General features: G+C 61.9%; 30 protein-coding genes. 13 read left to right on the plus strand and 17 right to left on the minus strand.

Annotated features, from left to right (window positions below; all coding sequences use genetic code 11):
* The first annotated feature begins 26 nt into the window (after positions 1-26).
* Complete coding sequence (locus BSP239C_RS20465) at positions 27-287, plus strand: hypothetical protein (RefSeq protein ID WP_145997436.1); 261 nt, start codon at positions 27-29, stop codon at positions 285-287.
* On the opposite strand, the gene BSP239C_RS10910 is transcribed toward BSP239C_RS20465, so the two are convergent.
* The 10 genes from BSP239C_RS10910 to BSP239C_RS10955 form a co-directional block, all read right to left on the minus strand.
* A complete protein-coding gene (locus tag BSP239C_RS10910) occupies positions 268-1,128 on the minus strand; it encodes a polyphosphate polymerase domain-containing protein (protein WP_101572743.1) in 861 nt (286 codons plus the stop codon). The two genes, BSP239C_RS20465 and BSP239C_RS10910, sit on opposite strands and share 20 nt — an antisense overlap.
* On the minus strand, positions 1,125-1,769 hold the full coding sequence (locus BSP239C_RS10915; RefSeq protein WP_101572745.1) for a DUF4956 domain-containing protein: 645 nt from the start codon (positions 1,767-1,769) through the stop codon (positions 1,125-1,127). Before BSP239C_RS10915 ends, BSP239C_RS10910 begins: the two co-directional genes overlap by 4 nt.
* Before the next feature lie 106 nt (positions 1,770-1,875).
* Entirely contained in the window at positions 1,876-2,541 is a 666-nt protein-coding gene (locus BSP239C_RS10920) for a response regulator transcription factor (protein WP_101572747.1), read from the minus strand.
* The gene (locus tag BSP239C_RS10925; RefSeq protein WP_101572749.1) at positions 2,538-3,959 is read right to left on the minus strand and encodes a cell wall metabolism sensor histidine kinase WalK; all 1,422 of its coding nucleotides are present in this window, start codon (positions 3,957-3,959) and stop codon (positions 2,538-2,540) included. Before BSP239C_RS10925 ends, BSP239C_RS10920 begins: the two co-directional genes overlap by 4 nt.
* Before the next feature lie 17 nt (positions 3,960-3,976).
* Positions 3,977-4,336: a hypothetical protein gene (locus tag BSP239C_RS20715; protein ID WP_180958984.1), complete on the minus strand. Its 360-nt coding sequence runs from the start codon at positions 4,334-4,336 to the stop codon at positions 3,977-3,979.
* A 116-nt stretch (positions 4,337-4,452) separates the two neighbouring features.
* Positions 4,453-4,830, minus strand: coding sequence for a fluoride efflux transporter CrcB (gene crcB, locus BSP239C_RS10935; RefSeq protein ID WP_101572751.1), 378 nt, complete (start codon positions 4,828-4,830; stop codon positions 4,453-4,455).
* Positions 4,827-5,294 carry a CrcB family protein gene (locus BSP239C_RS10940; RefSeq protein WP_101572753.1) on the minus strand — a complete coding sequence of 156 codons (468 nt, stop codon included), beginning with the start codon at positions 5,292-5,294 and terminating at the stop codon, positions 4,827-4,829. The genes crcB and BSP239C_RS10940 overlap by 4 nt, the downstream gene beginning before the upstream one ends.
* Entirely contained in the window at positions 5,291-5,560 is a 270-nt protein-coding gene (locus BSP239C_RS10945) for a hypothetical protein (protein ID WP_101572755.1), read from the minus strand. The genes BSP239C_RS10940 and BSP239C_RS10945 overlap by 4 nt, the downstream gene beginning before the upstream one ends.
* Before the next feature lie 202 nt (positions 5,561-5,762).
* On the minus strand, positions 5,763-6,092 hold the full coding sequence (locus BSP239C_RS10950) for a nuclear transport factor 2 family protein (protein WP_101572758.1): 330 nt from the start codon (positions 6,090-6,092) through the stop codon (positions 5,763-5,765).
* A gap of 27 nt (positions 6,093-6,119) precedes the next feature.
* Positions 6,120-6,875, minus strand: a complete 756-nt coding sequence (locus tag BSP239C_RS10955) for an SDR family oxidoreductase (protein ID WP_101572760.1) — start codon at positions 6,873-6,875, stop codon at positions 6,120-6,122.
* 63 nt (positions 6,876-6,938) lie between these two features.
* On the opposite strand from BSP239C_RS10955, the gene BSP239C_RS10960 reads away from it, so the two are divergent.
* Positions 6,939-7,637, plus strand: coding sequence for a TetR/AcrR family transcriptional regulator (locus tag BSP239C_RS10960; protein WP_101572763.1), 699 nt, complete (start codon positions 6,939-6,941; stop codon positions 7,635-7,637).
* Between the two features lie 84 nt (positions 7,638-7,721).
* On the opposite strand, the gene BSP239C_RS10965 is transcribed toward BSP239C_RS10960, so the two are convergent.
* From BSP239C_RS10965 to BSP239C_RS10975, 3 genes are all read right to left on the minus strand, one after another.
* Positions 7,722-8,996, minus strand: coding sequence for a PLP-dependent aminotransferase family protein (locus BSP239C_RS10965; RefSeq protein ID WP_101572878.1), 1,275 nt, complete (start codon positions 8,994-8,996; stop codon positions 7,722-7,724).
* A 136-nt stretch (positions 8,997-9,132) separates the two neighbouring features.
* A complete protein-coding gene (locus BSP239C_RS10970) occupies positions 9,133-9,738 on the minus strand; it encodes a copper resistance protein CopC (protein WP_101572765.1) in 606 nt (201 codons plus the stop codon).
* A 6-nt stretch (positions 9,739-9,744) separates the two neighbouring features.
* Positions 9,745-10,458, minus strand: a complete 714-nt coding sequence (locus BSP239C_RS10975; protein WP_101572767.1) for a YcnI family protein — start codon at positions 10,456-10,458, stop codon at positions 9,745-9,747.
* A gap of 275 nt (positions 10,459-10,733) precedes the next feature.
* On the opposite strand from BSP239C_RS10975, the gene BSP239C_RS10980 reads away from it, so the two are divergent.
* The 4 genes from BSP239C_RS10980 to BSP239C_RS10995 all read left to right on the plus strand — a co-directional run bounded on the left by BSP239C_RS10980 (position 10,734) and on the right by BSP239C_RS10995 (position 15,376).
* The gene (locus BSP239C_RS10980; protein ID WP_101572769.1) at positions 10,734-12,020 is read left to right on the plus strand and encodes an adenylosuccinate synthase; all 1,287 of its coding nucleotides are present in this window, start codon (positions 10,734-10,736) and stop codon (positions 12,018-12,020) included.
* Between the two features lie 262 nt (positions 12,021-12,282).
* Positions 12,283-13,317, plus strand: coding sequence for a tripartite tricarboxylate transporter substrate binding protein (locus BSP239C_RS10985; RefSeq protein ID WP_219618884.1), 1,035 nt, complete (start codon positions 12,283-12,285; stop codon positions 13,315-13,317).
* On the plus strand, positions 13,314-13,868 hold the full coding sequence (locus BSP239C_RS10990; protein WP_180958985.1) for a tripartite tricarboxylate transporter TctB family protein: 555 nt from the start codon (positions 13,314-13,316) through the stop codon (positions 13,866-13,868). The genes BSP239C_RS10985 and BSP239C_RS10990 overlap by 4 nt, the downstream gene beginning before the upstream one ends.
* Positions 13,865-15,376, plus strand: a complete 1,512-nt coding sequence (locus BSP239C_RS10995; RefSeq protein ID WP_101572773.1) for a tripartite tricarboxylate transporter permease — start codon at positions 13,865-13,867, stop codon at positions 15,374-15,376. The genes BSP239C_RS10990 and BSP239C_RS10995 overlap by 4 nt, the downstream gene beginning before the upstream one ends.
* Before the next feature lie 74 nt (positions 15,377-15,450).
* Here the strand turns inward: BSP239C_RS10995 and BSP239C_RS11000 are convergent, their stop codons facing one another.
* Positions 15,451-15,729, minus strand: coding sequence for a hypothetical protein (locus BSP239C_RS11000; protein WP_101572775.1), 279 nt, complete (start codon positions 15,727-15,729; stop codon positions 15,451-15,453).
* Between the two features lie 159 nt (positions 15,730-15,888).
* On the opposite strand from BSP239C_RS11000, the gene BSP239C_RS11005 reads away from it, so the two are divergent.
* The 5 genes from BSP239C_RS11005 (at position 15,889) to BSP239C_RS11025 (ending at position 20,621) form a co-directional block, all read left to right on the plus strand.
* Positions 15,889-16,731 carry a DUF1989 domain-containing protein gene (locus BSP239C_RS11005; protein WP_101572777.1) on the plus strand — a complete coding sequence of 281 codons (843 nt, stop codon included), beginning with the start codon at positions 15,889-15,891 and terminating at the stop codon, positions 16,729-16,731.
* A gap of 302 nt (positions 16,732-17,033) precedes the next feature.
* Complete coding sequence (locus BSP239C_RS11010; protein WP_101572779.1) at positions 17,034-17,675, plus strand: ABC transporter permease; 642 nt, start codon at positions 17,034-17,036, stop codon at positions 17,673-17,675.
* Positions 17,672-18,922: an ABC transporter ATP-binding protein gene (locus BSP239C_RS11015; RefSeq protein ID WP_101572781.1), complete on the plus strand. Its 1,251-nt coding sequence runs from the start codon at positions 17,672-17,674 to the stop codon at positions 18,920-18,922. The genes BSP239C_RS11010 and BSP239C_RS11015 overlap by 4 nt, the downstream gene beginning before the upstream one ends.
* 56 nt (positions 18,923-18,978) lie before the next feature.
* Entirely contained in the window at positions 18,979-19,665 is a 687-nt protein-coding gene (locus tag BSP239C_RS11020) for an ABC transporter permease (RefSeq protein ID WP_308298065.1), read from the plus strand.
* On the plus strand, positions 19,662-20,621 hold the full coding sequence (locus BSP239C_RS11025) for a glycine betaine ABC transporter substrate-binding protein (protein WP_101572785.1): 960 nt from the start codon (positions 19,662-19,664) through the stop codon (positions 20,619-20,621). Before BSP239C_RS11020 ends, BSP239C_RS11025 begins: the two co-directional genes overlap by 4 nt.
* 6 nt (positions 20,622-20,627) lie before the next feature.
* Here BSP239C_RS11025 and BSP239C_RS20720 read toward each other — a convergent pair whose 3' ends face one another.
* Positions 20,628-20,771: a hypothetical protein gene (locus tag BSP239C_RS20720; RefSeq protein WP_180958986.1), complete on the minus strand. Its 144-nt coding sequence runs from the start codon at positions 20,769-20,771 to the stop codon at positions 20,628-20,630.
* Positions 20,772-20,887: 116 nt separating this feature from the next.
* The gene (locus BSP239C_RS11035; RefSeq protein ID WP_308298066.1) at positions 20,888-22,072 is read right to left on the minus strand and encodes an MFS transporter; all 1,185 of its coding nucleotides are present in this window, start codon (positions 22,070-22,072) and stop codon (positions 20,888-20,890) included.
* Positions 22,073-22,216: 144 nt separating this feature from the next.
* Here BSP239C_RS11035 and BSP239C_RS11040 point away from each other — a divergent pair, with 144 nt between their 5' ends.
* Together BSP239C_RS11040 and BSP239C_RS11045 are read left to right on the plus strand one after the other, a co-directional pair.
* Positions 22,217-22,528: a transcriptional regulator gene (locus BSP239C_RS11040; RefSeq protein ID WP_101572882.1), complete on the plus strand. Its 312-nt coding sequence runs from the start codon at positions 22,217-22,219 to the stop codon at positions 22,526-22,528.
* Positions 22,529-22,617: 89 nt separating this feature from the next.
* Positions 22,618-23,550 (plus strand): arylamine N-acetyltransferase, encoded by a 933-nt coding sequence (locus tag BSP239C_RS11045; RefSeq protein ID WP_101572795.1) that lies wholly within the window; start codon positions 22,618-22,620, stop codon positions 23,548-23,550.
* A gap of 33 nt (positions 23,551-23,583) precedes the next feature.
* On the opposite strand, the gene BSP239C_RS11050 is transcribed toward BSP239C_RS11045, so the two are convergent.
* Positions 23,584-24,069 carry a hypothetical protein gene (locus BSP239C_RS11050; RefSeq protein WP_101572797.1) on the minus strand — a complete coding sequence of 162 codons (486 nt, stop codon included), beginning with the start codon at positions 24,067-24,069 and terminating at the stop codon, positions 23,584-23,586.
* Position 24,070: the final 1 nt, after the last annotated feature.

Below are 24,070 nucleotides of genomic sequence, written 5' to 3' on the forward strand. Positions count from 1 at the left end.
CATGGCCATCGACATCAGATCAGCCCATGATGGTTGTTCCTCTACTTGACGTACAAGGCGCCTCCGGCCGAGCTGGAGGCGCCTTGTATATTCAGGTGGGGATGTATCCGGGTGTTTACAACGTAAATAACATATCAATTGATTCAGTTATTCACAAGCGCAAACCAGTTTTCGTGCTGATTGCTTCGATGCTGGAGGGTTTACGCGGTAAACGTATGGGAGGTCTGGTCGCGATCGCTGAACACGGCAGCCCCTTCAGCCGCGAACTCACACGAAGTAACGTTTGATCGTCTGTTTCCACGGGTTGCTCGGCAGCTGCGGGTAGAGCAGTGACGCGGCTACGCAATACTTGCTGACCTTGTGCGGTCGGACGCCGTGCTGTTTGAGCAGCGCGTCCCAGATGCCGCCGCCACCGGCGGACTTCGTCTCGACGAGGACATCATCGGGACCGTCATGGGTCTCGTCCCCGTTGACCGCGCGAATGTTGAGGTCACACGTCAGTCGCTGATGGTCATGACACAGAGTGATCCGGTCGTAGATGGTTTCAAGCACCGGCTCCAATCGGTCGGCAGGGACCCGGCGGTGCGAGTCGCCGCCGATGATCGAATCGATGAACCCGATGTCGGTCTCCGACAGTGACCCTGGGCGATCGGTGGAGTGAGGGATTCGCTCCTTCACGGTCTGTCCCCGGTAACCCTTCGACTTGACCTCGAGGTGGCAGGTGCCGGTCTCCACGTAGGTTCTCGTTCGCACCTTGTACCGGTGACGACGTTCCTGGACATGGTCTCGGAAGAACCGGAAATCTGGGGAGTCGAAGTAGACGGTTCGGTACTCGAAGCATCTCTTCTGCCCGATCTCCAGCACGCTGAAGTCGTCCTCTGTGGCCTTGAGCAGTTCCACGAATAGGGCCCTCGGCAGGAAGTACTTCCGATCGACACGAGTCATGAGACGGGCCTGCGAATTGAGCTCGCCCAATGAGATGGAGTTCATGCGCAGCAGCTGCGCATCCAACTCGTCGGCCGCGGTGAGCTCGGCAGCCTGATCGAGTTCGTCCAGGTCAGCGAGGTCCAGGTGGGGCGAGGCCATCGCTGGGACCGCCTCGGCAATGGGGGTTCTGGTCATTGTCATTCCAGGTCCACCGGATGCTCAGGCCGCGTGCCCACCGCGATGTGATTGTCAGCCAGGTGGTCTGTCTGAGATGTCTGAGGCGCTTGTGACCTGCGGTGGGGCTTAGCCTTGTATCGCACATCGACCAGCGTCGTGTCTCGCACCAGATCGATGTCGAGGACCTCTGCTCGTACGGTATCGGCGGCGAACATGTCGGCCAGGTGAGCGATGAGCTCGTCCTGATCGGTGATCGCGCGATCGAGTGTCAGCGTGTGACGGTGCGTCGAGGACGCGATCATGGGGCTGTCGAGCACAGCGATGGCGACCAGGACCAGCGCGGAGAGCGTCGGTGTCAGCCAGGCAGGATCGGGATGCAGTCCAGCCAGGAGACCCAAAGCCAGTGCGGTGAAGTAGTAGGCGATCTCCTGCTGGGTGATCTGATCCGAGCGCAGCCGGATGATCGAGAGGATGCCGAAGAGGCCCATGCCCAACCCGACACCCACCTCCACCGAGCCCAGCGCCAGCGTCACGGCAACGACTCCGATATTCAGTGCCACATAGGACAGCAGCAGATCACGGCGACGGTGCCTGCGGAAGTACAGGACGTAGGCCAGGATGACAATGGCGACCAGGTCAGTGCCCAGTGCGAGAACAAGCGACATTTTTTCCTCCTTGATGACGTTCACCATCAAGACTGTCGTCCCCATCTAAGGCGACGATGAGGTGAAGATGAGAGCTTTCACATCTCTGCGGCGCTCACCTCGACGATCAGTCGATGACTCGCAGACGATACCCCGCCCCGCGGACAGTCTCGATCGTGTCGTGGCCCAGCTTCTCCCGCAGATACCTGACATAGACGTCGACGACATTCGAGCCGGGGTCGAAATCGAGTCCCCACACTCTGCTCAGCAGCTGGGCTCGGCTGAGCACCTGGTCGGGGTGCTGGAGGAAGACCTCAAGCAGCGTGAACTCGCGTGAGCTGAGTTCAATGGCACGCTCACCGACCAGTGCCCGGCGGGTGCGGATGTCGAGGGCCAGACTGCCAACCCTGAGCACACTCGGGTCCTGCGGGGTGGAGGGACGCAGCCGCAGTCGGACACGAGCCAGCAGCTCGTCGAAGGCGAAGGGCTTGCTCATATAGTCGTCGGCGCCGCCGGACAGTCCTGCCACGGTGTCCTCGGTCGATTCGCGGGCGGTAAGGATGATGACCGGGAGATCGTGGCGTTCGCCTCTGATCAGGCGCAGCACGCTGAAGCCGTCCAGCCCAGGCAGGCCCAGGTCCAGGATGACGAGGTCGAATTGTCCGGTGCGCACGAGGTCGATCGCGGTGTAACCGTCGTCGGCGATCTCGGTTGCGTACCCTTCTGCCTTCAGCCCCTTGTTCACGAAGGACGCGATTCGGTCCTCGTCTTCGACGATGAGAATGCGGGTCACTGGTCCTCCACTTCCGGATGGTGCCATGGCAATTCGATGAGGAATGTCGCTCCCTCTCCTTCAACTGAGCTGACTGAGACGCTACCACCGTGAGCCCTGGCGATGCGGTCGACGATCGTCAGGCCAAGCCCCGTCCCGCGTCTGCCGGGTTTGGCCTTCTTGCTGCGGGCGAAGCGTTGGAAGATGCGTTCGCGGTCTTCTTCGGCCACACCGGATCCGGTGTCTCGGACCCACAGTTCGATGGTGTCGGCTGTGGTGCGGCCGCCGAAGGCGATGGTGTCACCGGTGTCGGTATGATCGACGCTGTTGGCGGCCAGTTGCAGCAGTGCCTGGGTCAGCCGCTGCTCGTCGACGATGCCGAACGCTTCAGGGGTGGCATCGATGACCCAGTTGCGCGTCCCCAGGGCAGTTGCTTTGGAGAAGCTTTCGAAGACCAGATCGGTGATATCCGTCGGTGCGAGCATGAGGAAGTCAGGACCTTCGCTGCCGGCGAGCATGATGAGCTCGTCGACAAGTCGGGACATGCGTCGCAGCTCATCTCCGACGAGGTCGAGCGTGTACTCCCGGTCTTCGGGGTCATCGCCCATGACGTCGAGATGGCCGCGGACGACGGTGATCGGGGTGCGCAGTTCGTGCCCAGCATCATCAAGGAACTGCCGTTGGCCGGCGAACGCGGCTTCGAGCCGGTCGAGCATCCGGTTGAAGGTCACGCCGAGGTGGGCCACATCGTCATTGCCCGTGACCTCGATCCGCCGGCTGAGATCCTCTTCGCCGATCCGCGACGCAGTTTCGCTCAACTGCCTGATCGGGGACAGTACCCGTCCGGCGACCAGCCAGCCGAAGATTCCCGCCATGGCCAGAGCGATGACGGCGATGATCGTCATGGTCCAGATCGTCGCCCATGCCTCGTCGTATTCGGGGGTGAGGTATTCGACGATGACCAGCTGCCCCGTCTGCGAGCTGCCCTGCATCTGGATGGGAACGATCGCATAGGTCACCGGGCCGGCGGGAGTGGAACGTTCGTTGATTTCGGGAGTAGTCACCTTGGCAGCCTCAGCGACGAACTCGGCATCTTGGTCGAGCCGGAAGGGCGGATTGTCGACGCTGCGCTGGTCTTCTTTCCTATCCACGATGCTGAAGAACGTTTCTGTGTGTTCGGGCAGGTTGTTCTGCAGATGGCTGGTCATCAGTGCTTGAACGGAGTTGAAGCCTCCGCCGTCGCCAGAGCTCGGGCTGCTCGCGAAGTCGCGGAACTTCTCCACCTCGTGCTGCAGCTCAGTGTGGGCCTGGACCTTGACACGGGAGAGCTCTGCCCGGGCAGTGGTGACGACGATGATCGATACGGCGATGGTGAGGATGAGCAGAATCCACCCGAGGATGCGCGTGCGGGCGGTCACGCCTCGGCGGATCTCAGACATTCACGTCCTCGCCCAGCTCAGTCATCGTCGTATCCGTCGTCGTCATCGTCGTCCGCATCGTCTGAGTCGTCGTGGTCGTCATCGTCATCGTCATCGTCGCCGGCAGTCCTGGGCGGACCTGGTTTGATTCGGTCTGCGCCATGGGCGGTTCCGGTGGAATTACTCGAATCAGAGGGCTGTGGTGCCGGGCTCTGGGACGTGTCGAGGGTCGGCTCATCCGTAGGCGTGGGAGGCGATGGGGGTGCTGTCGGCGTCGGGACGACTACCGGCGGGCCGAGGTGAGTGTCGTCCTCGGCCAGCGTCTTGCCGGCGCCGAACCAGCCCAAAGCGCCGAGGAGGACGACCCCGATCACCAGAAGCCATCCGTAGCGTCCCATACGACAAGTATGGACGAAGCGGCGCCGAGGTTGGGCGCCGCAGCGATGAGAATGCTCTCATGATGTGCCGGTGAGTTGGACTGGGGTGAGGTGAGGCGGGCATACGGCTCCAGCAGCTACAGCTGTCCGCCGACCCAGAGTCCCAGCCCTGCCGCAGTGGTCGCAAGGACCAACGTCCCGAGACCACTGATGAGGCCGGCCGTCCACCTGCGCTCCTGAACGAGGAGTACAGTCTCGAAGCTGGCCGTCGAGAACGTCGTGTACCCGCCGAGGAATCCCGTGCCGATCACAAGCTGCCAGGCCTCGGGCAGGATGTGGGACGTGGCCAGTCCGGTGAGCAGGCCCAATGCGAGGGATCCGCTGACATTGATGATGATCGTCCCCCACGGGATCGCTCCATTCACACGTGACTTGATGAGGCCGTCGAGGAGCATCCGTGCCGCTGCGCCGATGCCGCCGGCCAGGGCCAAAGCGATGAAGAGGAGCGGAGTCATTGCGCACCTCGGCGATCATGGGCTGCGCTCGCCGCTGCGATTCCCGCCCAGGTGGCAATCGCGCCGATGAGGAGGGTGGTCAGGCCATATGCGATGCCGGTGCCGGGAGAGCCGCTGCCGATGAGCGTTGCAGCATCGGTGGCCAGCGCACTGTACGTGGTGAAACCGCCCATGAAGCCGGTGCCCACCATGATGCGCACTGTGCGTCGGCGTCCCTCGTCGGGACCTAGGCGGGCCAGCGCATCGAGAAGGAGACCGAGCAGGAACGCGCCGAGGATGTTGACCGCGAAGATCGCCACCGGAATCCCAGCCAGTGGTGGAAAAGCCAGTGACACCGCCTCGCGTGCGGCCGTGCCCAGGGTGCCGCCGACTACGGCGAGGCCGAGATAGGGAAGCCGGAGGTGCGCCGGTCGCCGGTGTAACGGTCGCCGGTGCGGCGCTCGCCAGGAATTCGGCCGGCTCATCGATCGCCTCCCTTGGAGTCTTCGGGATTCGACGGTGCTGGTTCGTGACTCGACGCGAGTGGGACGACGATCATCTGTGCGTCGACTTCCTCGGCGATGCGGGTCAGTTCCTGTGCAGGGCCGCCGGCGAGCCACCGGGTCGTCCAATCCACGGTCGAACCGCGCAGGATCTCGGAGATCGCGGAGTGCAGGTCCGGGTCGAACTCAGGGGCCACCTCGGCGGGCTGGCCGGGGGCGACGCCGACGACGATGGGTGCACTGTGCATGGGATCTCCTACCTTTCGGGCATGCTGACGCCGGTTGAGGTAGGGACTGTTGTCGGAGAACCGAGGTTGGGTACGGCGAGCCCCACCGCCGCGACGCTGGTGTGCGTCCCCTTCATTCTGCCACAGGGGGCATGCGAAGGAACCGCCGGATGACAGGCATCCGGCGGTTCCTTGACACTGAATATGACGGAGAGGGGAGGTTTCAGCCCTCGCGGATGGTCATTCTGCTCAGCTTGTCGCCGGCGACGACGAAGGCGAACGAGGACCGGCCATTTGCGTGTGTTGAGCGCCAGTCACCGATGACGGTGATCTCATCGCCGTCGGTACTGACCTCTTCGGGGGTGAGTGTGCCGGTCGCGCCGATGAATTCCTTGTCGCTCCAGGCCCTGATCGCCTCACGTCCGGTGAATTCGCGGCCCCAGTCATCGACCGTGCCATCGGTGGTGAATGCGTCCAAGAATCCCTGGTCATCGTGGGCATTGACGGTGTCGATGAAGCCGGCGACGGGTTCGGGAATCTGCAGATCTGACATGGTGTCTCCTTAAGTTCTGTGGTCGACTCAGCGGGTGGTGTATCCGCCGTTGGCGAAGATCGTCTGGCCGGTGATCCACCAGCCATCGGTGGCGAGGAAACGCACGATCGGTGCGATGTCCTCGATCCGCGTGAGCTGATTGCCCATGGCCTGCGATTTGTGGAACTCTACCCGCTCAGGTGTTTCCTGGCCGTAGAAGAAAGGGGTGTCCATGGGGCCGGGTGCGATCGCCGTGACCGATATTCCGCGCTCTGCGTACTCTTTTGCCGCCGCCCTGGTGAAGTGCTCGACCGGGCTCTTGCCTCCGGCGTAGGTCGAGTAGCCGTCGGTGAACGCCGCGAGCAGCGCCGTGACGATTGTGACGATCTTCCCGTTGTCGGCCAGGTGATTCCCGGCCTCCTTGATGAAGAAGTATGCGGCCTTGGAGTTGATGTCGAACATCGAGTCGTACTCGTCTTCCGTGGTGTCCGAGATGGGTTTGCGCAGCACCTTGCCGGTCGTGTTGATCGCAATGTCGATCGTCCCCAGCGCCGAGGTGGCATCGGCGAACAGCGTCTCGACGTTGGCGGGCTGGGTGAGGTCTCCGGTCAGGAGCACGCCCTTCGCCCCGCTGGCTTCGACCGCGGCGAGCGTCTCTTCGGCCTCGGGGCGGGAGGACTCGGAGTTGTAGTGGATGGCGATATCGGCACCTGCCTCGGCGGCCTGTCGGGCGATGAGCCCGCCCAGATTCTTGCCGCCGCCGGCGATGAGAACTGTCTTGCCCTGAAGCGAATGGTTGGTCATGTCGTCTCCATCTATATCGGTGGTATATCGTGCTATATCGACAATACACGATAATATAGCGACATGACAGACATGGCCTCAATCGATACACGGACCCGGTTGCTCAATGCGGCTGCGGACCTTATTGCTGCGGCTCCCGGTGAGGATTTCTCGCTGCGTGCGGTCTGTGATGCGGTGGGCGTGAAGATGCCGACTCTGTATCACTTCTTCGGCAATAAGCAGGGGCTCATCGAGGCCGTCATCGAACGTGGCTTCGACATGTACCTGTCGGCCAAGTCCGCCTCTGAATCCAGCGGGGACCCGATTCAGGACCTGCGGATGGGTTGGGATGCGCATGTGTCCTTCGGGTTGGAGAACCCGGGCTTCTACACGCTCATGTACGGCAAGGTGCGGCCTGGGTATTCGCCGGAGGCGCAGTCGAAGCCCAGTGAGATCCTGCGTTCGCTGACACGGCAGGCCGAGGGGCAGGGGCGGTTGGTGGTCGGTTACGAGCAGGCAGCCGCCCACATCCTGGCGACGAACATCGGAGTGACCCTGCGCCTGATCATCCAGGGCAAGGACGACCCGGACCTTTCAGCAGGAGTGCGCGAAGGTGTGCTCGCGGCGATCACCGGAACAGCGCAGGCCAGCGACGATGAGAGGCGTTTGGGGCATTCGGTCATCGAGCGCGCGGCGGCGCACCCGGAGATTCTCGGCACGACCGAGACCGCGCTGCTCATCCAATGGATCAGCCGCCTCGGCGAGGGTGACGGGAAGCTCTAGAGCGCGAGCGCCGCGCTTAAGGGCACGAACGCGGCGCTCGAGTGATCGAACGCCGCGCTCGAGGGAAAACTCGTCAGCGCTGAGTCAGTGGCGGGCGTGGGAACGAGCCGAGTTGTACTTGTCGACGGCTCGGCGCAGACGCTGCAGACCCTCCTCGATACGCTGCGGTTCCGCCGAGGCGAAGCACAGCCGCAGCGCGTTCGTGAAGTCACCGGTCTGGGAGAACGCCGTGCCGGGAATATAGGCCACGCCTTCCTCCAGAGCCACTGGCATGAGGTCCTCGGTGTTGACGGTCTCGTCGTTGAACGTCACCCACAGGAAGAAGCCCCCGTCGGGATCCGTCGAGCGTACCTCCTGGCCGAAGAGCCGTTCGAGACCGGACGTCATGGTCTGCTTGCGCTCGCCGTAGGAGCGGCGCAGATGGGCGACGTGCGTTTCCGCGTTGCCGTCGTTGAGCCATTTCGCGACCATGTGCTGAGTCGGCAGGCTCGTGCACGAGTCCATGACCTGCTTGGCATTGATGATGAGGCCGCGCAGTTCCGGGTCGGCGTCGAGCCAGCCGACGCGCAACCCGGGGGCGACGAACTTGGAGAAGGTGCGCACGCCGAAGATCAGCGGATCGTTGGGACTGAGCTGGCTCAGTGAAGGGAGGTCCTCCCCGGAGAAGCGCAGCGTGCTGTACGGATTGTCTTCGAGGATGACCGAGTTGTGGCGGTGGGCGAACTCCAGGAGCTTCTCGCGCCGGGCCAGTGACATCGTCACTCCGGCTGGGTTCTGGAATGTCGGGACCGTATAGATCACAGAGGGCGCCCGCCCGGCCCGCGCCACGATGTCTTCGAGCAGGTCCACCTGCATGCCCTCTTCGTCGACGGGCACCTCGGCGATCTCGGCCTCATAGCTCAGTGCTGTGGCCGATCCGTTCGTGTACGTGGGAGCCTCGCAGAGGACGAGGTCTCCGGGGCTGACGAAGAGTTTGAACCCGAGGTCGATTCCCTGCATGCCGCCGGTGGTGATGACCAGACGGTCACGGTTGCCGAAATGCTCGGCAGGGATCTGACCGGTCTCCTGCAAGTAGTTCAGCAGCGCGTCGATGAGGACCGGTTCGCCCTCCGTTGCCCCATAGGTGAAGCTCTCGGGGGTGAACACGCTGTTCGCGATCCGGGCGAAATCCTCGGACGGCAGCATGTCTGGGGCAGGTGCGCCCATGCCGAATTTGACGATGTCGTGATCGTAGGTGGCAAGCATCGCCACGGAGGAATCGATGACGGAGCCGACGAGGTGCTCAGCCCGGCTGGCGAAGGGAAGTGAGGCACTCGCAGATGCGGTTGACGATGGTGTTGACGAACTCGTGATGGACATGAGCAGGCCTTCCACGGGCGCCTGTGCCCTGAAGTCGACTCTGTCTCCGACGAGGTTCAGGAGCAACGTGCCCGAACGACGGAACTAGTGGTGGCCTCAGCATAAGTCCACGAAGCGCCGGGGAACAAGGACGGTGTCAGCCGTGTCTGCGCGATCGCTTCGTACGGACGACGACGAACACGATGAACGCGGCGATCACGATGACGACGGCAGCTGAAACCGTGATGAGGCCGATGGAGCCCGACCCGTCGTCATCGCTGGCAGACGAGCTGTCGGAACCCGCTGAACGCTTGGGGCCGGTGGCCGCCGAGGTGTCTGTGTGCTGAGGCGCCGATTCGGTCTCATTCGCCTCGTCGCCTGTTCCCTTGACCGTGAAGAAGAATGTGCCGCTGACGGGATGGCCGTCCTCGGACACGATTCGCCAGTCGACGGTGTAGTCACCGGGGGTCAGCTCCGATTCGAGGCTCTGCGTGATCGTGTGAAACTGTGTTTCGGGTTCGCCCGTGGCGACGTTCTCACCATCGTGCTCGACTCGGATCTGATTGCCGACCTTTTGTGGAGATCCGCTGAAGACCATTTCGACGGCGTCGGGCGCAGCACCGACGGTGTCCCCGTCGCCCGGCGTCGCTTCGACGAGCTGATCGTGGGCGAAGGCCGGCACCGCTGACACACCGAGTGCCAGGGCGAGTGCCAGAGCCGCCGCGGCGAGGATGAGGTGAGTCAGTCGTGAGATCTGGTTCATCGTCGGTCAGGACCTGCGCCGCGTGCGCAGCAGTGCGATACCGCCTGCGACGAGCCCCAGGGCACCGAGGACGACTCCGATGATTCCGAGCGCCAGGGGTGCTGCGGAACTTTCGCTGGCTGCCTGCTCGCCCGAACCCGAGGGATCCTGGGCCGATTCGGAACTGTCGGGGGCTGCGCCTGCGGAGGGGTCAGCCTCGGCGGCGGTGACAGTGAAGGACGGGGCGGGGGAGTCCAGGTCCTCCTCTGACTGGCCCTCCTTGGGCACCTGATCCCATTTCGTCTTAGCGCCCTTGCATTCCTGTGTGGTCGGGAAGACCAGGGTCTTCCCCTCGGTCTCGGGAGGGAGGAAGAGGGAGAGTTCGAAGGAGTCCCGCTGATCCGCCGACAGCGGCGTCTTCGCGGTGTAGTCGATCTCCTTGACGTCTTTGGTCTTGTCGCCGTCTTCGTGGACGGACGTGATCTTCCAATTCGGATTCACGCTCGGTGTGATTCCGGAGAGCTCGTCTGGCAGACCGATCCGGACCTTTTCGGTGGGTTTGCCCTCACATCCGTGGGGGACGCTGACGGTCATCACAGTGTAGGAGCCTGCGGCAGTCGAGTCCGGTTCGACGGTGACATGGGCCGAGGCTGCTCCGGGGCCCGTGAACACGAGGCCGAGGGAGAGGGCGACCGCGCCCACGCCGGGAATCGTCAGTGATCGCATACGTGCACGGGGCATTGCGGTTCCTTGCTGGAAGGGGGCCGTCGGTGACGCCGACGGATTTCTACGTTACGTAGAAATGGTACTCCTGGGCTTCGACGGAAGCCAGCTCTCATGGGGCTGCACCGGTGGGCGCAAGGATTCGGGTCGAGCGCGTTGTGGATGTTGAAACCTTCGGCGTCTGGATTCACATCTGCGCCGAGGCGGGGTGCGACGCCTGCCGTGTCACAGTGACCCAGTAGACTAATGCGGTAATGACATCCCCTCCCTTCACTTCGAGGTGAACAACTCTCATGCCAGCAATCGTTGTCGTCGGCGCCCAATGGGGTGACGAAGGTAAAGGCAAAACGACCGATATCCTCGGGACCAGCGTCGACTACGTGGTCAAGCCCAATGGCGGGAACAACGCAGGTCACACGGTTGTCGTCGGCGGTGAGAAGTACGAACTCAAACTGTTGCCGGCAGGCATCCTCTCACCCAACGTCACCCCGGTCATCGGCAACGGCGTCGTCGTCAACCTCGAAGCACTGTTCGAGGAGATCGAGGCTCTGGAATCCCGCGGAGCAGACACGTCGAAGCTGCGGATCTCGGCCAACGCCCACCTCGTCGCGCCCTACCACCAGACCCTGGACAAGGTGACCGAACGGTTCCTGGGCAAACGTGCCATCGGCACCACCGGACGCGGCATCGGGCCCGCCTATATGGACAAGATCGGACGCCTGGGCATCCGCGTCCAGGACATCTTCGACGAGTCGATCCTGCGCCAGAAGATCGAAGGTTCGCTGCGGCAGAAGAACGAACTCCTCGTCAAGGTCTACAACCGTCGGGCCGTCGACGTTGAGGAGATCGTCGAATACTTCGAGCCTTTCATCGAACGACTGCGCCCCTACGTTGCAGAGACCGAGCAGCTGCTCAACGATGCTCTCGACCGTGGCGAAGTCATCGTCATGGAGGGTGGCCAAGCGACCATGCTCGACGTTGACCACGGCACCTACCCGTTCGTGACCTCGTCGAACCCGACTGCCGGCGGATCCTGCGTCGGCTCGGGGATCGGCCCCACCCGCATCAACCGAGTCGTCGGAATCGTCAAGGCCTACACCACACGTGTGGGTGCCGGGCCATTCCCCACGGAACTCTTCGACGACATGGGGGAGTACCTGCAGAAGGCCGGCGGTGAGTTCGGAGTCAACACCGGACGTCCGCGCCGCTGCGGTTGGTACGACGCTGTCATCGCCCGTTACGCTGCACGCGTCAACGGTTTCACCGACTACGTGCTGACGAAGCTCGACGTGCTCACCGGCATCGAGAGAATCCCCGTGTGCGTGGCCTACGAAGTCGACGGAGTCCGCCAGGATGAGATGCCGATGTCGCAGACCGAGTTCCACCACGCCAAGCCCATCTTCGAATACTTCGAAGGCTGGACTGAGGACATCACCGGAGCCAGGACCTTCGATGACTTGCCGGAGAACGCCCAGAAGTACGTGCTCGCACTCGAGGAGCGCTCGGGCTGCCGGATGTCGGTCATCGGCGTCGGTCCCGACCGCGAACAGTCGATCGTCAGGCATGACCTGCTGGACTGAGGCTCCTTCGCGAGGCTGAAGCTCTGTGAGACTTAAGAGTGGGAAACGCATCGCGAAGTAGACGTTTGAGCGCCTGAGACAGGTGAACAGTAAAGGGCGGGACCGACAGATCATGTCGGTCCTGCCCTTCGCTGTGCTCAGTGTTGTAGTCCGGATGGGGTGTGCCGATATGCGGGATCTCGAGGCTCCGTTCTCAGCTCGTGTGTCTCATTCTCGCAGGGACCGTTGAGGTATGAAGTCATCAGCGGGTAACGTGCGGACCATGCTCCACTTCGGAATCCCACTGGCGCGATCATCCTCGCTGAAGCGGGCTGTCAGACGCATCGGCGCAGCGTCCATCGGACTCTCGCTGATAGCCGTGACGACGGCGTGCATGCCCGATATCCATAGAAACGAAGGCTTTCCGCCTCCTCGTGTCACCGCTATTGCAGCTGGGTCTCCAGGCGGCCTCGACCTGACTACACGTATCACCAATGACGGATTCGAAGCAGCGGATATCGACACTTTCATGTCGATCGAAAACATGGGCGGTGGGGGAGGGAACCCAGCTCGCGCCGCGGTTCTGCAGCGGGAGAACGACGGCACTTCCGTCGTTTTCGAATCTAACCGCATCTTCCTCTCGAACATCACCGGAACCACCACAATGTCGCTGGAGGACTTCACCCCCATCGCTCAGCTGACCACCGACTACGAAGTGTGGATCGTGAAGGCCGGGTCGGAATACGACTCGGCAAAGAAGGTTCTCAACGACGTCAAGGGGGACCCGAGTTCGGTCAACTTCGGAATCGGAACGGTCCCCAGTGATGATCAGCTCAATGTCCTCCGCCCCGCCAGCGAATTCGGAGTCGACGAACTCTCCAAACTCAATCTCGTTGCATTCTCTGATGGTGGGGACCTCAACAACGAGCTGTTGGGCGGACGGATCGACGTGGCTTCGACCGGAATGTCGGAAGCCATGGAACTTGTCGACAGTGGAGACATCGAGATCATTGCGGTGTCGGCACCGGAACCAGTGGACCTGGCACCAGGGGTGCCGACATGGCACGACCTCGGAATGGACATCACCATCAACCACTGGCGAGGTGTCTTCGGTCCGGCAGACATGCCCGAAGACGCAGTCGACTGGTGGCGTAAGGCGTTGCAGGAGGCAGTGGAGACCGACGATTTCGTCAAACAATCCGATGCCTTGGGAATCAACCCCGACTACCTCGCGGGTGACGAATGGCTCGAGACGGTGATTCAACCCGAGAAGAAGGAATCGACAGAGGTGCTGAAGAAAGTGGGGCTGGTGAAATGAGTGCGAACACCGAACCCACCGCAACCGATGCGGTCGATGAACCGTACTTGGAAGCCGGAAGTCGCACCACCTCGGCGGGAATTTCGACCATTGTTCTTGGCTTTCTCGCGGTCTTCTTCTTCATCAACGCGCTTCTGCTTCCAAGCTCTGCCGGTGAGGACGGCATCGGTCCGAAATCATTTCCCGTTGTCGTCGGCATCGTTCTACTGTGCACAACGATCCTTGGCATCGTCGCCATCCTGCGCGGCGGCGTTGAAGTCAGACCTGTCGGTGGGGGCGAAATTCTTCGTGTCGGCTGGTGCATCGTCCTCTTCGGTCTGTACGCGGCATCGGTCTTTCTCATCGGTTTCGTCGAAGCCTCGGTGATCTTCTCGATGCTCGTGTCGATGACGGTGTTCGGTGTCCGGCTCAGCCTGGCCCGAGCCTGCGGCCTCTTCGCCATCAACATCGTCATAGCGATGGTGCTGTTCCTCATCTTTGATGTCTGGCTCAACGTCCTCCTGCCAGTCGGCTGGCTTGAATACTGGGTCTTTGGAGGTCTGCAGCTATGAACACTGTCAATGAACTGCTCTCGGCCCTCGGCGGAATCGCTACCTCGCCGAGCTTGCTGCTGATCATCCTCGGAGGAGTCATCCTCGGGACAGTCGCTGGCCTGTTGCCCGGCATCGGCCCGTCGACTGCGATTGCGCTGCTGCTGCCGGTCGCGATTACGGTTCCGGCCGAAATCTCCTTGCCGCTTATGGTGTCTTTGTACCTTGGGGCCGAATACGGCGGGAGGATCTCCGCGATCCTGCTGAATATTCCCGGGGATCCGGGTGCCATCATGACTACCCTCGACGGGCATCCGATGGCGTTGAAGGGCAAGGCCGCAACCGCGCTGTCGATCTCAGCCATCGCCTCATTCGTAGGAAGTATGCTGGCCTTCCTCGGTCTCGCATTCATTGCCGGACCGATGTCGGAGTTGGGACTGGCATTCGGTCCGGGAGCGTACTTCGCCGTCGTCGTGATGGCGCTCGTCCTCAGTGCAACCCTGGTCGGATCGGCACCGATGCTGGGGCTGACCGCTGTGGCCATCGGCGTCGCTGTTTCAACCGTCGGCATCGAACTTCAATCCGGCCTTCCCCGGTTCACCTTCGGCAGCTTCACGTTGTTGGAAGGCATTGACCCGATTGTCGCGATCATCGGTGTATTCGGTGTCGGAGAGATCCTCGCCAGCACCACGATGGGCAAAGACTCCCAAGTCATGTCGAAGCTGTCAGGGAGGTTCCTGCCCACCGGTCGTGAACTCAGACAGGGAACACTTCCAAGTCTGCGCGGATCCGTCATCGGCTTCATCGCAGGTGTCCTGCCTGGCGCGGGCACGACAATCGCAGCCTTCTTCTCCTATGGTCTGGAAAAGCGCCTTGCTCCGGAATCGGCCGGAATGGGCAAAGGTGCGGTTCGAGGGCTGGTTGCTCCTGAGTCCGCGAACAATGCCGCTGTCTCCGGTTCGATGGTGCCCCTGCTGACATTGGGCATTCCCGGCTCGGGCACCACCGCAGTGCTGCTCGCCTATCTGATGATGTACGGCCTCAATCCAGGACCCGGATTCTTCGACGCCAATCCGGAACTCGCATGGACGATCATCGGTGCGCTGCTGGTCAGCGCGATCATGGGTGTCGTCATCAACATCGGCGCATCTCCTCTGCTCGCGAAGATCCTCTCAATCCCGATGCCCTTCATGGCTCCGGTCATCCTCATGCTCGCGCTCATCTCCTGCTACAGCATTCACAATTCTGTGACTGACGTATATATCGCTTTGGCGTTCGGAGTACTCGGATATGTCATGCGGCTGGTTGGAATGGCGCCTGCGCTGCTGGTGATCGGACTGGTCCTGGGCGAGATGCTCGAGCGCAACTTGCAACAGGCGCTGGGCCTGACAGGCGGCAATTTCTGGGCCGTGATCTCCGATCCGCTTGCCATGGTCTTCATCATCATTGCCCTGCTCGCCCTCGTCTCGGTGCTGCCGTGGCGACGGATGTTCGGAAAGAAGAAGACCGATGCGAAGACGAAAGTCTGAATCGAACCCAGAAGAGCTGAAATACGGCGGGGCCGATAGATCTTGTTGCTCTGCCCGTGCAGCTGCCGCCGCAGCTAGCCGCGCAGTTCGCGGATCGCCTCGATACCTCCGTCATACGCGGCAGAGATGTCTTCGAGATCGATCCGATCCGGCAGATCGCCGGCGGACTGATGTCTGAGCATGAACTCCACAGCGGCCCGAGCGGTGGCATCGTCATTGCGCAGCACACCATCCGAGACGTCTTCGGCATCGGAGAGGATGAGCACGATCTCCTCTGTTCCGGCACCCGTATGAATGCTGGCCAGGAACTCTCCGGTGTCCTGTAGTTCGATGTCGATGCTCTCTTCAACCATTTCGGTCTCCTACGGTGCGGCGCGAACGGCGGCTCTCTTTTCAGCATAGACCTCGTCGACAACCACTTGGGCCGCAGGCGGCAACGTGGCATCGTGGCAGACAGGCCACCGGACATCGCGGTTGGAACAACGCCGGACACAGCAGCAGGGGAGACGATCATGGCAGAGAACGCACGTCTGACCGAAGCGGCCTACCAAGGTCCCGCGCTCGACGTCGACGAAGACTTCTACGGACGAATCGGGCAGGACACGGACGACCGGGAGATCGTCGACGAATTCACGATTCCGATCCGTTCCGGTCAGGCATGGGACGTTCCCGCTGGCCATGTCTGTCGAATCTCCACAATCGAGGGACCGCAGGTCGGCGACCTCAATCTGTGGAACCGCCACGATCCCCGGGAGAGATTCTGGGCTTCGCGCACCCGCCAACTTCAGGCCGCACACCTGTCGACCTTCGACCGTCTGTGGTCGACCCTGCCCTTCCTGCGACCGATGGCCACAATCGTCAACGACACTCTGGCCGATTACGGCACCGACCCCGAAGGCGGCCGACTTCATGACACTCTCGGTACTCGTTGCGATCCCTACGTCTCGACGATGCTCAGCGGAGTCGACTTCGACAATCACTGCCACTCGAACTTGGTCCGAGCCATCCTCCCGTTCGGGCTGACCGAGTTCGACGTCCACGATGTCCTCAACGTCTTTCAATGCACGGGACTGAATGACAACGACGAATACTTCATGAAGACTTGTCCCGCCAGACCTGGCGACCACTTCGAATTCTTCGCGGAACAGGACCTTCTGGCAGCCCTCTCCACCTGCCCCGGCGGAGACCTGTCCAAGCCGATGTTCGGCGAAGGCAATGACGACCCGGTCGAGAACTGCCACCCACTTCAGGTCACGGTCTATGCGCTGCCAGAGAACCTCCTCGGCGATTGGAGTGAACCGGAATCACCGAACTACCGAGGCATGCATGGGCTAAAGCCGCAGACATGGGCCTGATCTCGTCGGGACAGGTTTGCGACTACATTCACCTCGCTGCCCGGCGTCCCGGGCGGGCCTCCTAGGGCCTTGGTCACGACGGTCGCGAGCGTGCGACAGTGTCGGAAGACCTCCGGTTCACCGGCGCCAGGGAACAATGAATTTCCCGGTGAGACGCTCAGCGGCAACACCCTGAACAGACAACCAGTCCTGCAGCAATTTCGGGCAGAAGGACAGAACTTGTAGTACGGTCCAATCGTGGGCGGCTTCGTAGCGGAGGCTTCGGACATGTGACTCAAACTACGAAAGCTGGTGAATAGGCAGTGCTCGACTTCGTGTCGTCAAGGTGGATGGACATATTGTTCCGCTCCTATCAGCACGCGAGTCTTGTGGTGCAGTCGCTGGTAGTGGCGACCATCATCGCTCTGCTCATTGCCATGCTCGTATCCAGCCGGCCATGGGGCTCGGCTGTGGCGAACGCGGTTTCCTCGATCGGCCTGACGCTGCCGTCATTGGCGCTCTTGGGACTGGCGGTTCCGCTGGTCGGGATCGGCACGTTGCCTTCAGTGATGATCGTGATCTTCTATGCCACATTGCCGATTCTGCGCAATGCCATCGTCGGGCTGCAGAACATTGATGAGGACCTGCTCGAATCCGCGCGCGGACAGGGAATGAGCCGACGGGCCGTCCTCCTGCGCGTCCGGCTGCCCATGGCCTGGCCGGTCATCATGACCGGCATTCGCGTGTCCGCGCAAATGTCGATGGGAGTAGCTGCCATCGCCGCCTACGCTCTTGGCCCCGGCCTCGGTGGCTACATCTTCTCCGGACTCAGCCAGATCGGAGGGGCGAACGCCCTCTATTACGCCCTCGCGGGCACCATCGGCGTCATCATTGTGGCGCTGATCGTCGACCTTGTGCTCGTGCTGATTGCGCGCCTGACTACTTCGAAGGGATTACTTGTATGACAAAGACTCATCAGGACTCGACGTTCCAGGCAGGTGTCGACATCGAGCTGCAGGGAGTCACCAAACGTTACTCGAGCAAGGGTGAAGCGGCAGTCGCCGCCTTGAATGTTGCCATCCCCGCCGGTGAGATGGTGATGTTCGTCGGACCTTCCGGCTGTGGCAAGACGACGTCGCTGAAGATGATCAATCGTCTGATCGAACCGACAAGCGGTCGGATCCTCATCGACGGCGAGGATGTCACCGACATCAACCCGACCAAACTGCGTCGGAAGATCGGCTATGTGATTCAGGGAGGCGGAATGATTCCGCACCTGAGCGTCGGCGACAACGTAGGTCTGGTTCCAAAGCTGCTGAACTGGGACAAGAAACGCATCCGCGAACGGGTCGATTTGCTGATGGACCTGGTGGGGCTCGATCCCGTGCACTATCGCGATCGTTTTCCCCGTGAGCTCTCGGGTGGCCAGCAGCAGCGTGTGGGCGTGGCCCGCGGACTCGCAGCCGACCCTCCGATCATCCTGATGGACGAGCCGTTCGGCGCCGTTGACCCGATCACCCGCTCTCGTCTCCAGGACGAGCTCATGCGAATCCAGTCGGACTTGAAAAAGACGATCGTCTGCGTCACACACGACATCGACGAGGCGATCAAGCTCGGTGATCGGATCCTGGTCCTGGAGCGTGGAGCCAGGATCGCTCAATACGACACACCGGAGAGCATCCTTGCCGCTCCGGCCAATGAATTCGTCGAAGACTTCATCGGGTCCGGATCGACCCTCAAGCAGCTCAGCCTGCGTCGCGTGGACGAACTGGATCTCACGCAGCCACCGACTGCGCACATCGGAGACCGGGTCGCCGAGGTGGAAGAGCGAGTGAGAGCGGCAGGAGAGACGTCGGTGATCGTGCTCGACTCGAGGGAACGGCCGAGGGAATGGCTCAGCCTGCGCCAGCTTCGCCACGCCGACGAGGTGCCCACCCCCACCACCGACCTGCAAACCGTCATCGACCACAGGTCCACACTCAACGACGCTCTGGACGCCATGCTGGCCTCCAGCCATGGCGGTGCCATGGTGACCAACCGCGGCCGCTATATCGGAGTGCTCAGCTACACAGCAGTGACCGACTATGTGCGTGCACTCAATGAACAGGCCTCCGATGAGGCCGAAACGTCGGGGCCCCGAGCATCCGAAGCTACCCGGACATCCCCGCTGACGCAGGAGAGCTCCGGTCGAAGTTCCGGAGCCGGTGCGTGATGTGGGGCAGACTTTCTCGCGAAGACAGAATCCTCCTGATTGGGATCCCAATCCTGGTGGTCCTAATCGTCGCCGGCTGGTTCATCTGGCATGCGACGGCCGATCTCGACGATATCGAGGCCCGGACTCTGGCAGTCGCCAATGTGGCGACGTTGACCCGACAGCATATTGTGATCGTCGTCATCGCCACCATCGCGGTTATGGTCACGGCGGTTCCGACAGGTGTTCTGCTCACCCGTGGAAGACTCTCCTTCTTGGCCGGTCCGGTCACCTTCATCGCGAACATGGGCCAAGCAGCCCCTGTGATCGGTGTGATCGTGCTCCTCGCCATTTGGCTGGGATTCGGCACACCCGTGGCGGTGCTGTCACTGTGGATCTACGCATTTCTGCCGGTCCTGGCCAATACTGTGGCCGGGCTGCGCGGCGTTGACCGAACGATCCTCGAAGCCGCTCGAGGGATCTCCATGTCGCCGGCCCAAGTGCTGATGCGAGTCGAACTGCCGATGGCGCTGCCGGTCATCATGGTCGGTGCCCGCACCGCGCTGGTGCTGCTCGTCGGCTCCGCCGCCTTCGCAACCTTCATCTCGGCCGGCGGCTTGGGGAACCTCATTACGACAGGAATCAACCTCTATCGCTTTCCGATCCTCGTGTCAGGAGCGATGCTCATTGCCGCACTCGCCCTGGCCGTTGAATGGTTCGGACGACTGATGGAAGTCGTGCTGACTCCGAAAGGGATGAAATGAGAAAACTGACGACCGTATTCCTCGCCCTTCTCACGTGCATCACTTTGGTCAGCTGCGGCCTCGGGACTTCCGGCGGGTTCACCAAATCCGGCAGACTTGCCGGGGAAGTGTCCAAGATCGATCTGTCCGGCATGGACGTCTCGGTCGGGTCGAAGAACTACACCGAGCAGATCCTCCTGGGCAAGATCGCCATCGTCCTTCTGCAGTCCGCAGGCGCCAATGTCCACGATCTGACCAACATTCCAGGGTCGACCTCGGTGCGCCAGGCCCAGCTCGAAGGCGATGTGAACTTCAGCTTCGACTACACGGGAACAGCTTGGGTGACCTATCTGGGCAAGACCAAGCCGATACCGGACGAACAGCGTCAGTTCGAGGCTGTGCGAGACGCCGATGCTGAGCGCGGTCTGGTCTGGCTGCCGCCGGCGACGATGAACAACACCTACACCCTCGCAGTCAAGTCGACTGTCGCAGAGAAGTACGACCTGAAGACGCTCGATGACATCTCCAAGCTTCCCGAGGAGAAGCGCACGTACTGTGTGGACGCTGAGTTCAACGCGCGCAGCGATGGTTTCGATCCGATGCTCAAGGCGTACGACCTTCCGCCGCCGGAAGCAAGTGAGAAGTCGATCATGGACACCGGTGCAATCTACGCGGCCACCGCAGGCGGCACGTGCACCCTCGGCGAGGTATTCACCACCGATGGGCGAATCCCGGCGCTGAACCTGGTGCCGCTGTCGGACCCGAGGGCGTTCTTCCCCAAATACAATATGGCTCCCGTCGTCAACGAAGACCTGATTGAGCAGTATCCCCAGCTCAAACAGCTGCTGAAACCGATCATCGACGACCTGGACAATGAGCGGATGCAGGAACTCAACCGGCAGGTCGACGTCGATGGCAAAGAGTACTCCGACGTCGCCTTTGAATATCTGTCGAAGCTGGGCATCGTCAAAGAGTAGTCCACCTCAGCGAGCGTTGGTGAGCTGATTCGCAGGCCGCGCCCATTCGTCGGTGCCTATGTCGGCTATGACATCTCCACCTGCCCCGGCGGAGACCTGTCCAAGCCGATGTTCTGCGAAGGCAATGACGACCAGGGCGAGAACTGCCACCCTCTTCAGGTCACGGTCTACGCACTTCCCGACTACCTCCTCGGCGACTGGAGAGAGCCGAGTTCACCGAAGTACCGGGGTGGACACGGTCTCAAGCCTCAGACCTGGTCTTAGCCTTAAGCGACCTGGTTCTCGGCAGCGTACGGGCGCCCGCCACTGAACCAGCGGAGGAGTGCGGCACAGATGGCGAGAAACGCCACGAAGCCGCCGTACCAGCAGGCAGTGGCGAAGAGTCCGATGGCGGGGACGAGGACACCGGCGATGACGACCGGAAGTCCGAATGCCAGATAGCAGACGACGAAGACGGCGGCCATCACCTCAGCGTTGGCTTCCGGCTTCACGACTGCCTGGATGGTTTTCAGGGCACCTGGGAAAGCGGTGCCGAACCCGGTGCCGGTGATGACGACCGCGAGGCAGTACAGCTGAGGCGAATTGAGGGAGAGCGCCACCAGGGTCAGGGTGCTGCCGACGGCGAGTGAGATCGTGCCGAAGAGGGTGACGGTGCGCGCGGATCGGTCGCGCATGAAGAATCCCGCCAGCCCACCGGCGCCGGCGAGCATCGTGACGATCAGTCCGCTGACCAGATGGGAACTCGAATGGAACTCGGCGGTGATGATGTTGGCACCGAGGGACAGGTACAACCCTCCCGTAGCCCAGCCTGCGATGAAGGCCGGCACCGCGAACAGGAACGCCTTGCGGACTTCCCGGGGCAGTGCAGCGCGCGGCAGAAGAGATGCCCACGCGCCACTTCGACGAGCCGAGGTCTCCGGCAGGACCCAGATGATGCCGGCAAGAAGCAGATAGGTTCCTACGAGCGTCCCGAAGACCACCGTCGAACCGCCGCCATCGATGAACACAGCGAGAGTCGCTCCCGCGAACAACCCTCCGATGGCCAGTCCCGCCATCGCGGAGATGGCGTTCCAGGAGGAAGCCGAGCCGGGCTTGTGCGGCAATTCCAGATCGACGACCGTCGCTGACAATGTCGACAGCAGAACCCCGCTGGCCATTCCTTGGACGACGCGAGACAAGATCAGCGCCACTGCACTATCGGCATGCCAGAACAGGACCATGCTGAGGGCGAGCACCACGAAGGCCGCGCAGATCACGGGTCGGCGTCCGACGTGGTCAGACAGTGCGCCGGCAGTGAGCAGAGTCGCCAGCAAGGCTACGGCGTAAGCGGCGAAGACCACCGTGATCATCACAGGGGCAAAACCGAACTCTGCCTGGATGACAGGGTAGAACGGAGACGGTGCGCTGGCACCGGCCATCATCGCCGAGGTAGCGATCAGGACTAGGCGCAGACGCTAGCGCTCACGCGACCACCAGGCAGAGGTGGGTGCCGGCTGAGCTGCGGAAGCAGGAGCTTCTTCCGTAATGTTCGAAACTTTTGGAACCATTATTGGAGAGTATACGAGATGCTCAGACAGTTCAACTATTATCGAACTATGGTTGCCAATGAAAAACTGCCACACCCGGATCGCGAGGACATCGAGCTGACCTCAGTACTCTTCGCTCTCAGCGACGAAGCCAGGCTGGCTCTGGTTCAGCAGCTGCGGTCGGGGCCGATGGATATGGCCGACTGCTCGGCACTGGGTCCGGGCGTGCCGAAGTCGACTCGCTCGCATCAGGTGAAGGTGCTGCGCGAGGCCGGTGTCATCATCAGTGAGCTCCATGGTCGGAATCGACGACTGACGCTGCGCCGTGAAGACATCGACGCGCGTTTTCCCGGGCTGCTGGAGTCCGTGCTGCAGGGGTGACGGCAGCTTTCTCGCTGCTGCTTCCACCTCGACACCGCATCCATCCGACAATCTATCCACCCCGATTCTGGATCCCAGGAGATCAAATCATGACGCAGCTCTCGCTTCTCAACCGGTACGCAGAGCGGCTCGGTCTGCGCGATTCTGCTCCAGAACTGTGCCGTCGAGCCGAGGGGACAACCACACAGCTGATCGACCTTCTCGATGAGCTCCTGCAGGCGCACACGCAGGCGATCTGCTTCGAGAACCTCGAGGTCATTGCGAACCTTGCTCGGGGCGAGCTGAAAGCGGTTTCGCTCGATTTCGAGTCGGTGGCTGACAAGCTGCTCGATTCCAAACGTGGTGGATACTGCCACGAACACGCCACCCTCATTCGCGCGGTTCTGACCGAACTGGGAATCTCGGCGCATCCGATCATGGCTCGGGTCCACCTCGGCGAGGGCCGGGTCGCACCTGGCGCGCTGACACATCAGGCGACGATCGTTCGGGTCGATGCTCGCAGCTTCCTCGTGGATCCTGGGTTCGGCGGCGGAACACCGGAAGTTGCACTCGAACTGTCGACGTCCGCACCGGCGCGGATGACGCCGCGTGGTGAACATCGCCTCGTGCCGGCGGAAGCGGCGCTTGATCCTGATATGCGGGCAGAGGCCGAGTGGGCTCTGCAGTCTCGGACGAGTCGCGACCAGGAGTTCCGCACCGTCTATGCCTTCGCCGATGTGCCCCGGCCGCAGGCCGATCTTGAGCTGGCGAACTGGTTCACTTCAACGAAACCGGGGACTCCTTTCACCGGGCCGCCTGTCCTCGCACGTTCGCTGCCCGACGGCATCAAGCTGACCTTGGACGGACGCCGATTGCGACGAGTTTCCTACAGCCCGGACGGTGATCGCACCGAACACGCGATCGCAGACGCCGCAGAATTCGCCGAGGTCCTCACTGCCGAATTCGGACTTGGGGTGGACAGGGAATTCTCCGATGTGGCCTGGAATGCAGCCATGTCCACGACGGACGACGGACTGTCCTGAAGCGAGACTGGGCTGTGGCGCTTCGGCGAGGCGTCACCCAGCCTTTTGGGCGCCGACCTCGGCAGCCACCTCGGCGGCTGAACTCGGAGTGACGGGACGAGCCTCCGCCCCGGCCATCAGTGCCTGCAGGCCGACAGTGAGGTGGTGCCCCCAGGCTGTCGTGCACACGGAGTGACAGGCGAGCTGAGGCCGGAGTCCGACGTGGGTGAAGTCGACCCGAGTGCCGTGACTCAGCTCGACGAATTCGAAGATGACGTCGGTGCCGACCCACTCGTCGAGTTCCAGGCGATGCTCAGAGGGGATGACCTGCCAGGACAGTCTCCTTCCCGCGAGAGACTCGCTGACTCGAGATTTCGAGTAGTGGATTCCCGGGACCTCATAGATGAAGGACTCGGCCACGTGACGGGCAGATCCCGAGATCATGGTGTTCCACCAGATGTTCGGCTGTGCCGCGAATGAAAATGCTTCGGACGGTGTGCATGGAGCAGTGAACGTAGAAGTGAAATTGTCATTTTCCATT

Source organism: Brevibacterium sp. 239c, assembly GCF_900169365.1.
Classification (GTDB): domain Bacteria; phylum Actinomycetota; class Actinomycetes; order Actinomycetales; family Brevibacteriaceae; genus Brevibacterium.

What these genes read in the sequence shown, in the direction of transcription:
- BSP239C_RS10955 (WP_101572760.1), bottom strand. Translation starts at nt 6,875, where the DNA reads ATGACCAACCATTCGCTTCAGGGCAAGACAGTTCTCATCGCCGGCGGC.
- BSP239C_RS11040 (WP_101572882.1), top strand. Translation starts at nt 22,217, where the DNA reads ATGGTTGCCAATGAAAAACTGCCACACCCGGATCGCGAGGACATCGAG.
- BSP239C_RS10940 (WP_101572753.1), bottom strand. Translation starts at nt 5,294, where the DNA reads ATGAGCCGGCCGAATTCCTGGCGAGCGCCGCACCGGCGACCGTTACAC.
- crcB (WP_101572751.1), bottom strand. Translation starts at nt 4,830, where the DNA reads ATGACTCCGCTCCTCTTCATCGCTTTGGCCCTGGCCGGCGGCATCGGC.
- BSP239C_RS11025 (WP_101572785.1), top strand. Translation starts at nt 19,662, where the DNA reads ATGAGAAAACTGACGACCGTATTCCTCGCCCTTCTCACGTGCATCACT.
- BSP239C_RS10945 (WP_101572755.1), bottom strand. Translation starts at nt 5,560, where the DNA reads ATGCACAGTGCACCCATCGTCGTCGGCGTCGCCCCCGGCCAGCCCGCC.
- BSP239C_RS11000 (WP_101572775.1), bottom strand. Translation starts at nt 15,729, where the DNA reads ATGGTTGAAGAGAGCATCGACATCGAACTACAGGACACCGGAGAGTTC.
- BSP239C_RS10910 (WP_101572743.1), bottom strand. Translation starts at nt 1,128, where the DNA reads ATGACAATGACCAGAACCCCCATTGCCGAGGCGGTCCCAGCGATGGCC.
- BSP239C_RS20465 (WP_145997436.1), top strand. Translation starts at nt 27, where the DNA reads ATGATGGTTGTTCCTCTACTTGACGTACAAGGCGCCTCCGGCCGAGCT.
- BSP239C_RS10950 (WP_101572758.1), bottom strand. Translation starts at nt 6,092, where the DNA reads ATGTCAGATCTGCAGATTCCCGAACCCGTCGCCGGCTTCATCGACACC.
- BSP239C_RS10995 (WP_101572773.1), top strand. Translation starts at nt 13,865, where the DNA reads ATGAACACTGTCAATGAACTGCTCTCGGCCCTCGGCGGAATCGCTACC.
- BSP239C_RS10985 (WP_219618884.1), top strand. Translation starts at nt 12,283, where the DNA reads ATGCTCCACTTCGGAATCCCACTGGCGCGATCATCCTCGCTGAAGCGG.
- BSP239C_RS11050 (WP_101572797.1), bottom strand. Translation starts at nt 24,069, where the DNA reads ATGGAAAATGACAATTTCACTTCTACGTTCACTGCTCCATGCACACCG.
- BSP239C_RS10965 (WP_101572878.1), bottom strand. Translation starts at nt 8,996, where the DNA reads ATGTCCATCACGAGTTCGTCAACACCATCGTCAACCGCATCTGCGAGT.
- BSP239C_RS11045 (WP_101572795.1), top strand. Translation starts at nt 22,618, where the DNA reads ATGACGCAGCTCTCGCTTCTCAACCGGTACGCAGAGCGGCTCGGTCTG.
- BSP239C_RS10975 (WP_101572767.1), bottom strand. Translation starts at nt 10,458, where the DNA reads ATGCCCCGTGCACGTATGCGATCACTGACGATTCCCGGCGTGGGCGCG.
- BSP239C_RS10925 (WP_101572749.1), bottom strand. Translation starts at nt 3,959, where the DNA reads ATGTCTGAGATCCGCCGAGGCGTGACCGCCCGCACGCGCATCCTCGGG.
- BSP239C_RS11005 (WP_101572777.1), top strand. Translation starts at nt 15,889, where the DNA reads ATGGCAGAGAACGCACGTCTGACCGAAGCGGCCTACCAAGGTCCCGCG.
- BSP239C_RS10915 (WP_101572745.1), bottom strand. Translation starts at nt 1,769, where the DNA reads ATGTCGCTTGTTCTCGCACTGGGCACTGACCTGGTCGCCATTGTCATC.
- BSP239C_RS10960 (WP_101572763.1), top strand. Translation starts at nt 6,939, where the DNA reads ATGACAGACATGGCCTCAATCGATACACGGACCCGGTTGCTCAATGCG.
- BSP239C_RS10990 (WP_180958985.1), top strand. Translation starts at nt 13,314, where the DNA reads ATGAGTGCGAACACCGAACCCACCGCAACCGATGCGGTCGATGAACCG.
- BSP239C_RS10970 (WP_101572765.1), bottom strand. Translation starts at nt 9,738, where the DNA reads ATGAACCAGATCTCACGACTGACTCACCTCATCCTCGCCGCGGCGGCT.
- BSP239C_RS11015 (WP_101572781.1), top strand. Translation starts at nt 17,672, where the DNA reads ATGACAAAGACTCATCAGGACTCGACGTTCCAGGCAGGTGTCGACATC.
- BSP239C_RS20715 (WP_180958984.1), bottom strand. Translation starts at nt 4,336, where the DNA reads ATGGGACGCTACGGATGGCTTCTGGTGATCGGGGTCGTCCTCCTCGGC.
- BSP239C_RS10980 (WP_101572769.1), top strand. Translation starts at nt 10,734, where the DNA reads ATGCCAGCAATCGTTGTCGTCGGCGCCCAATGGGGTGACGAAGGTAAA.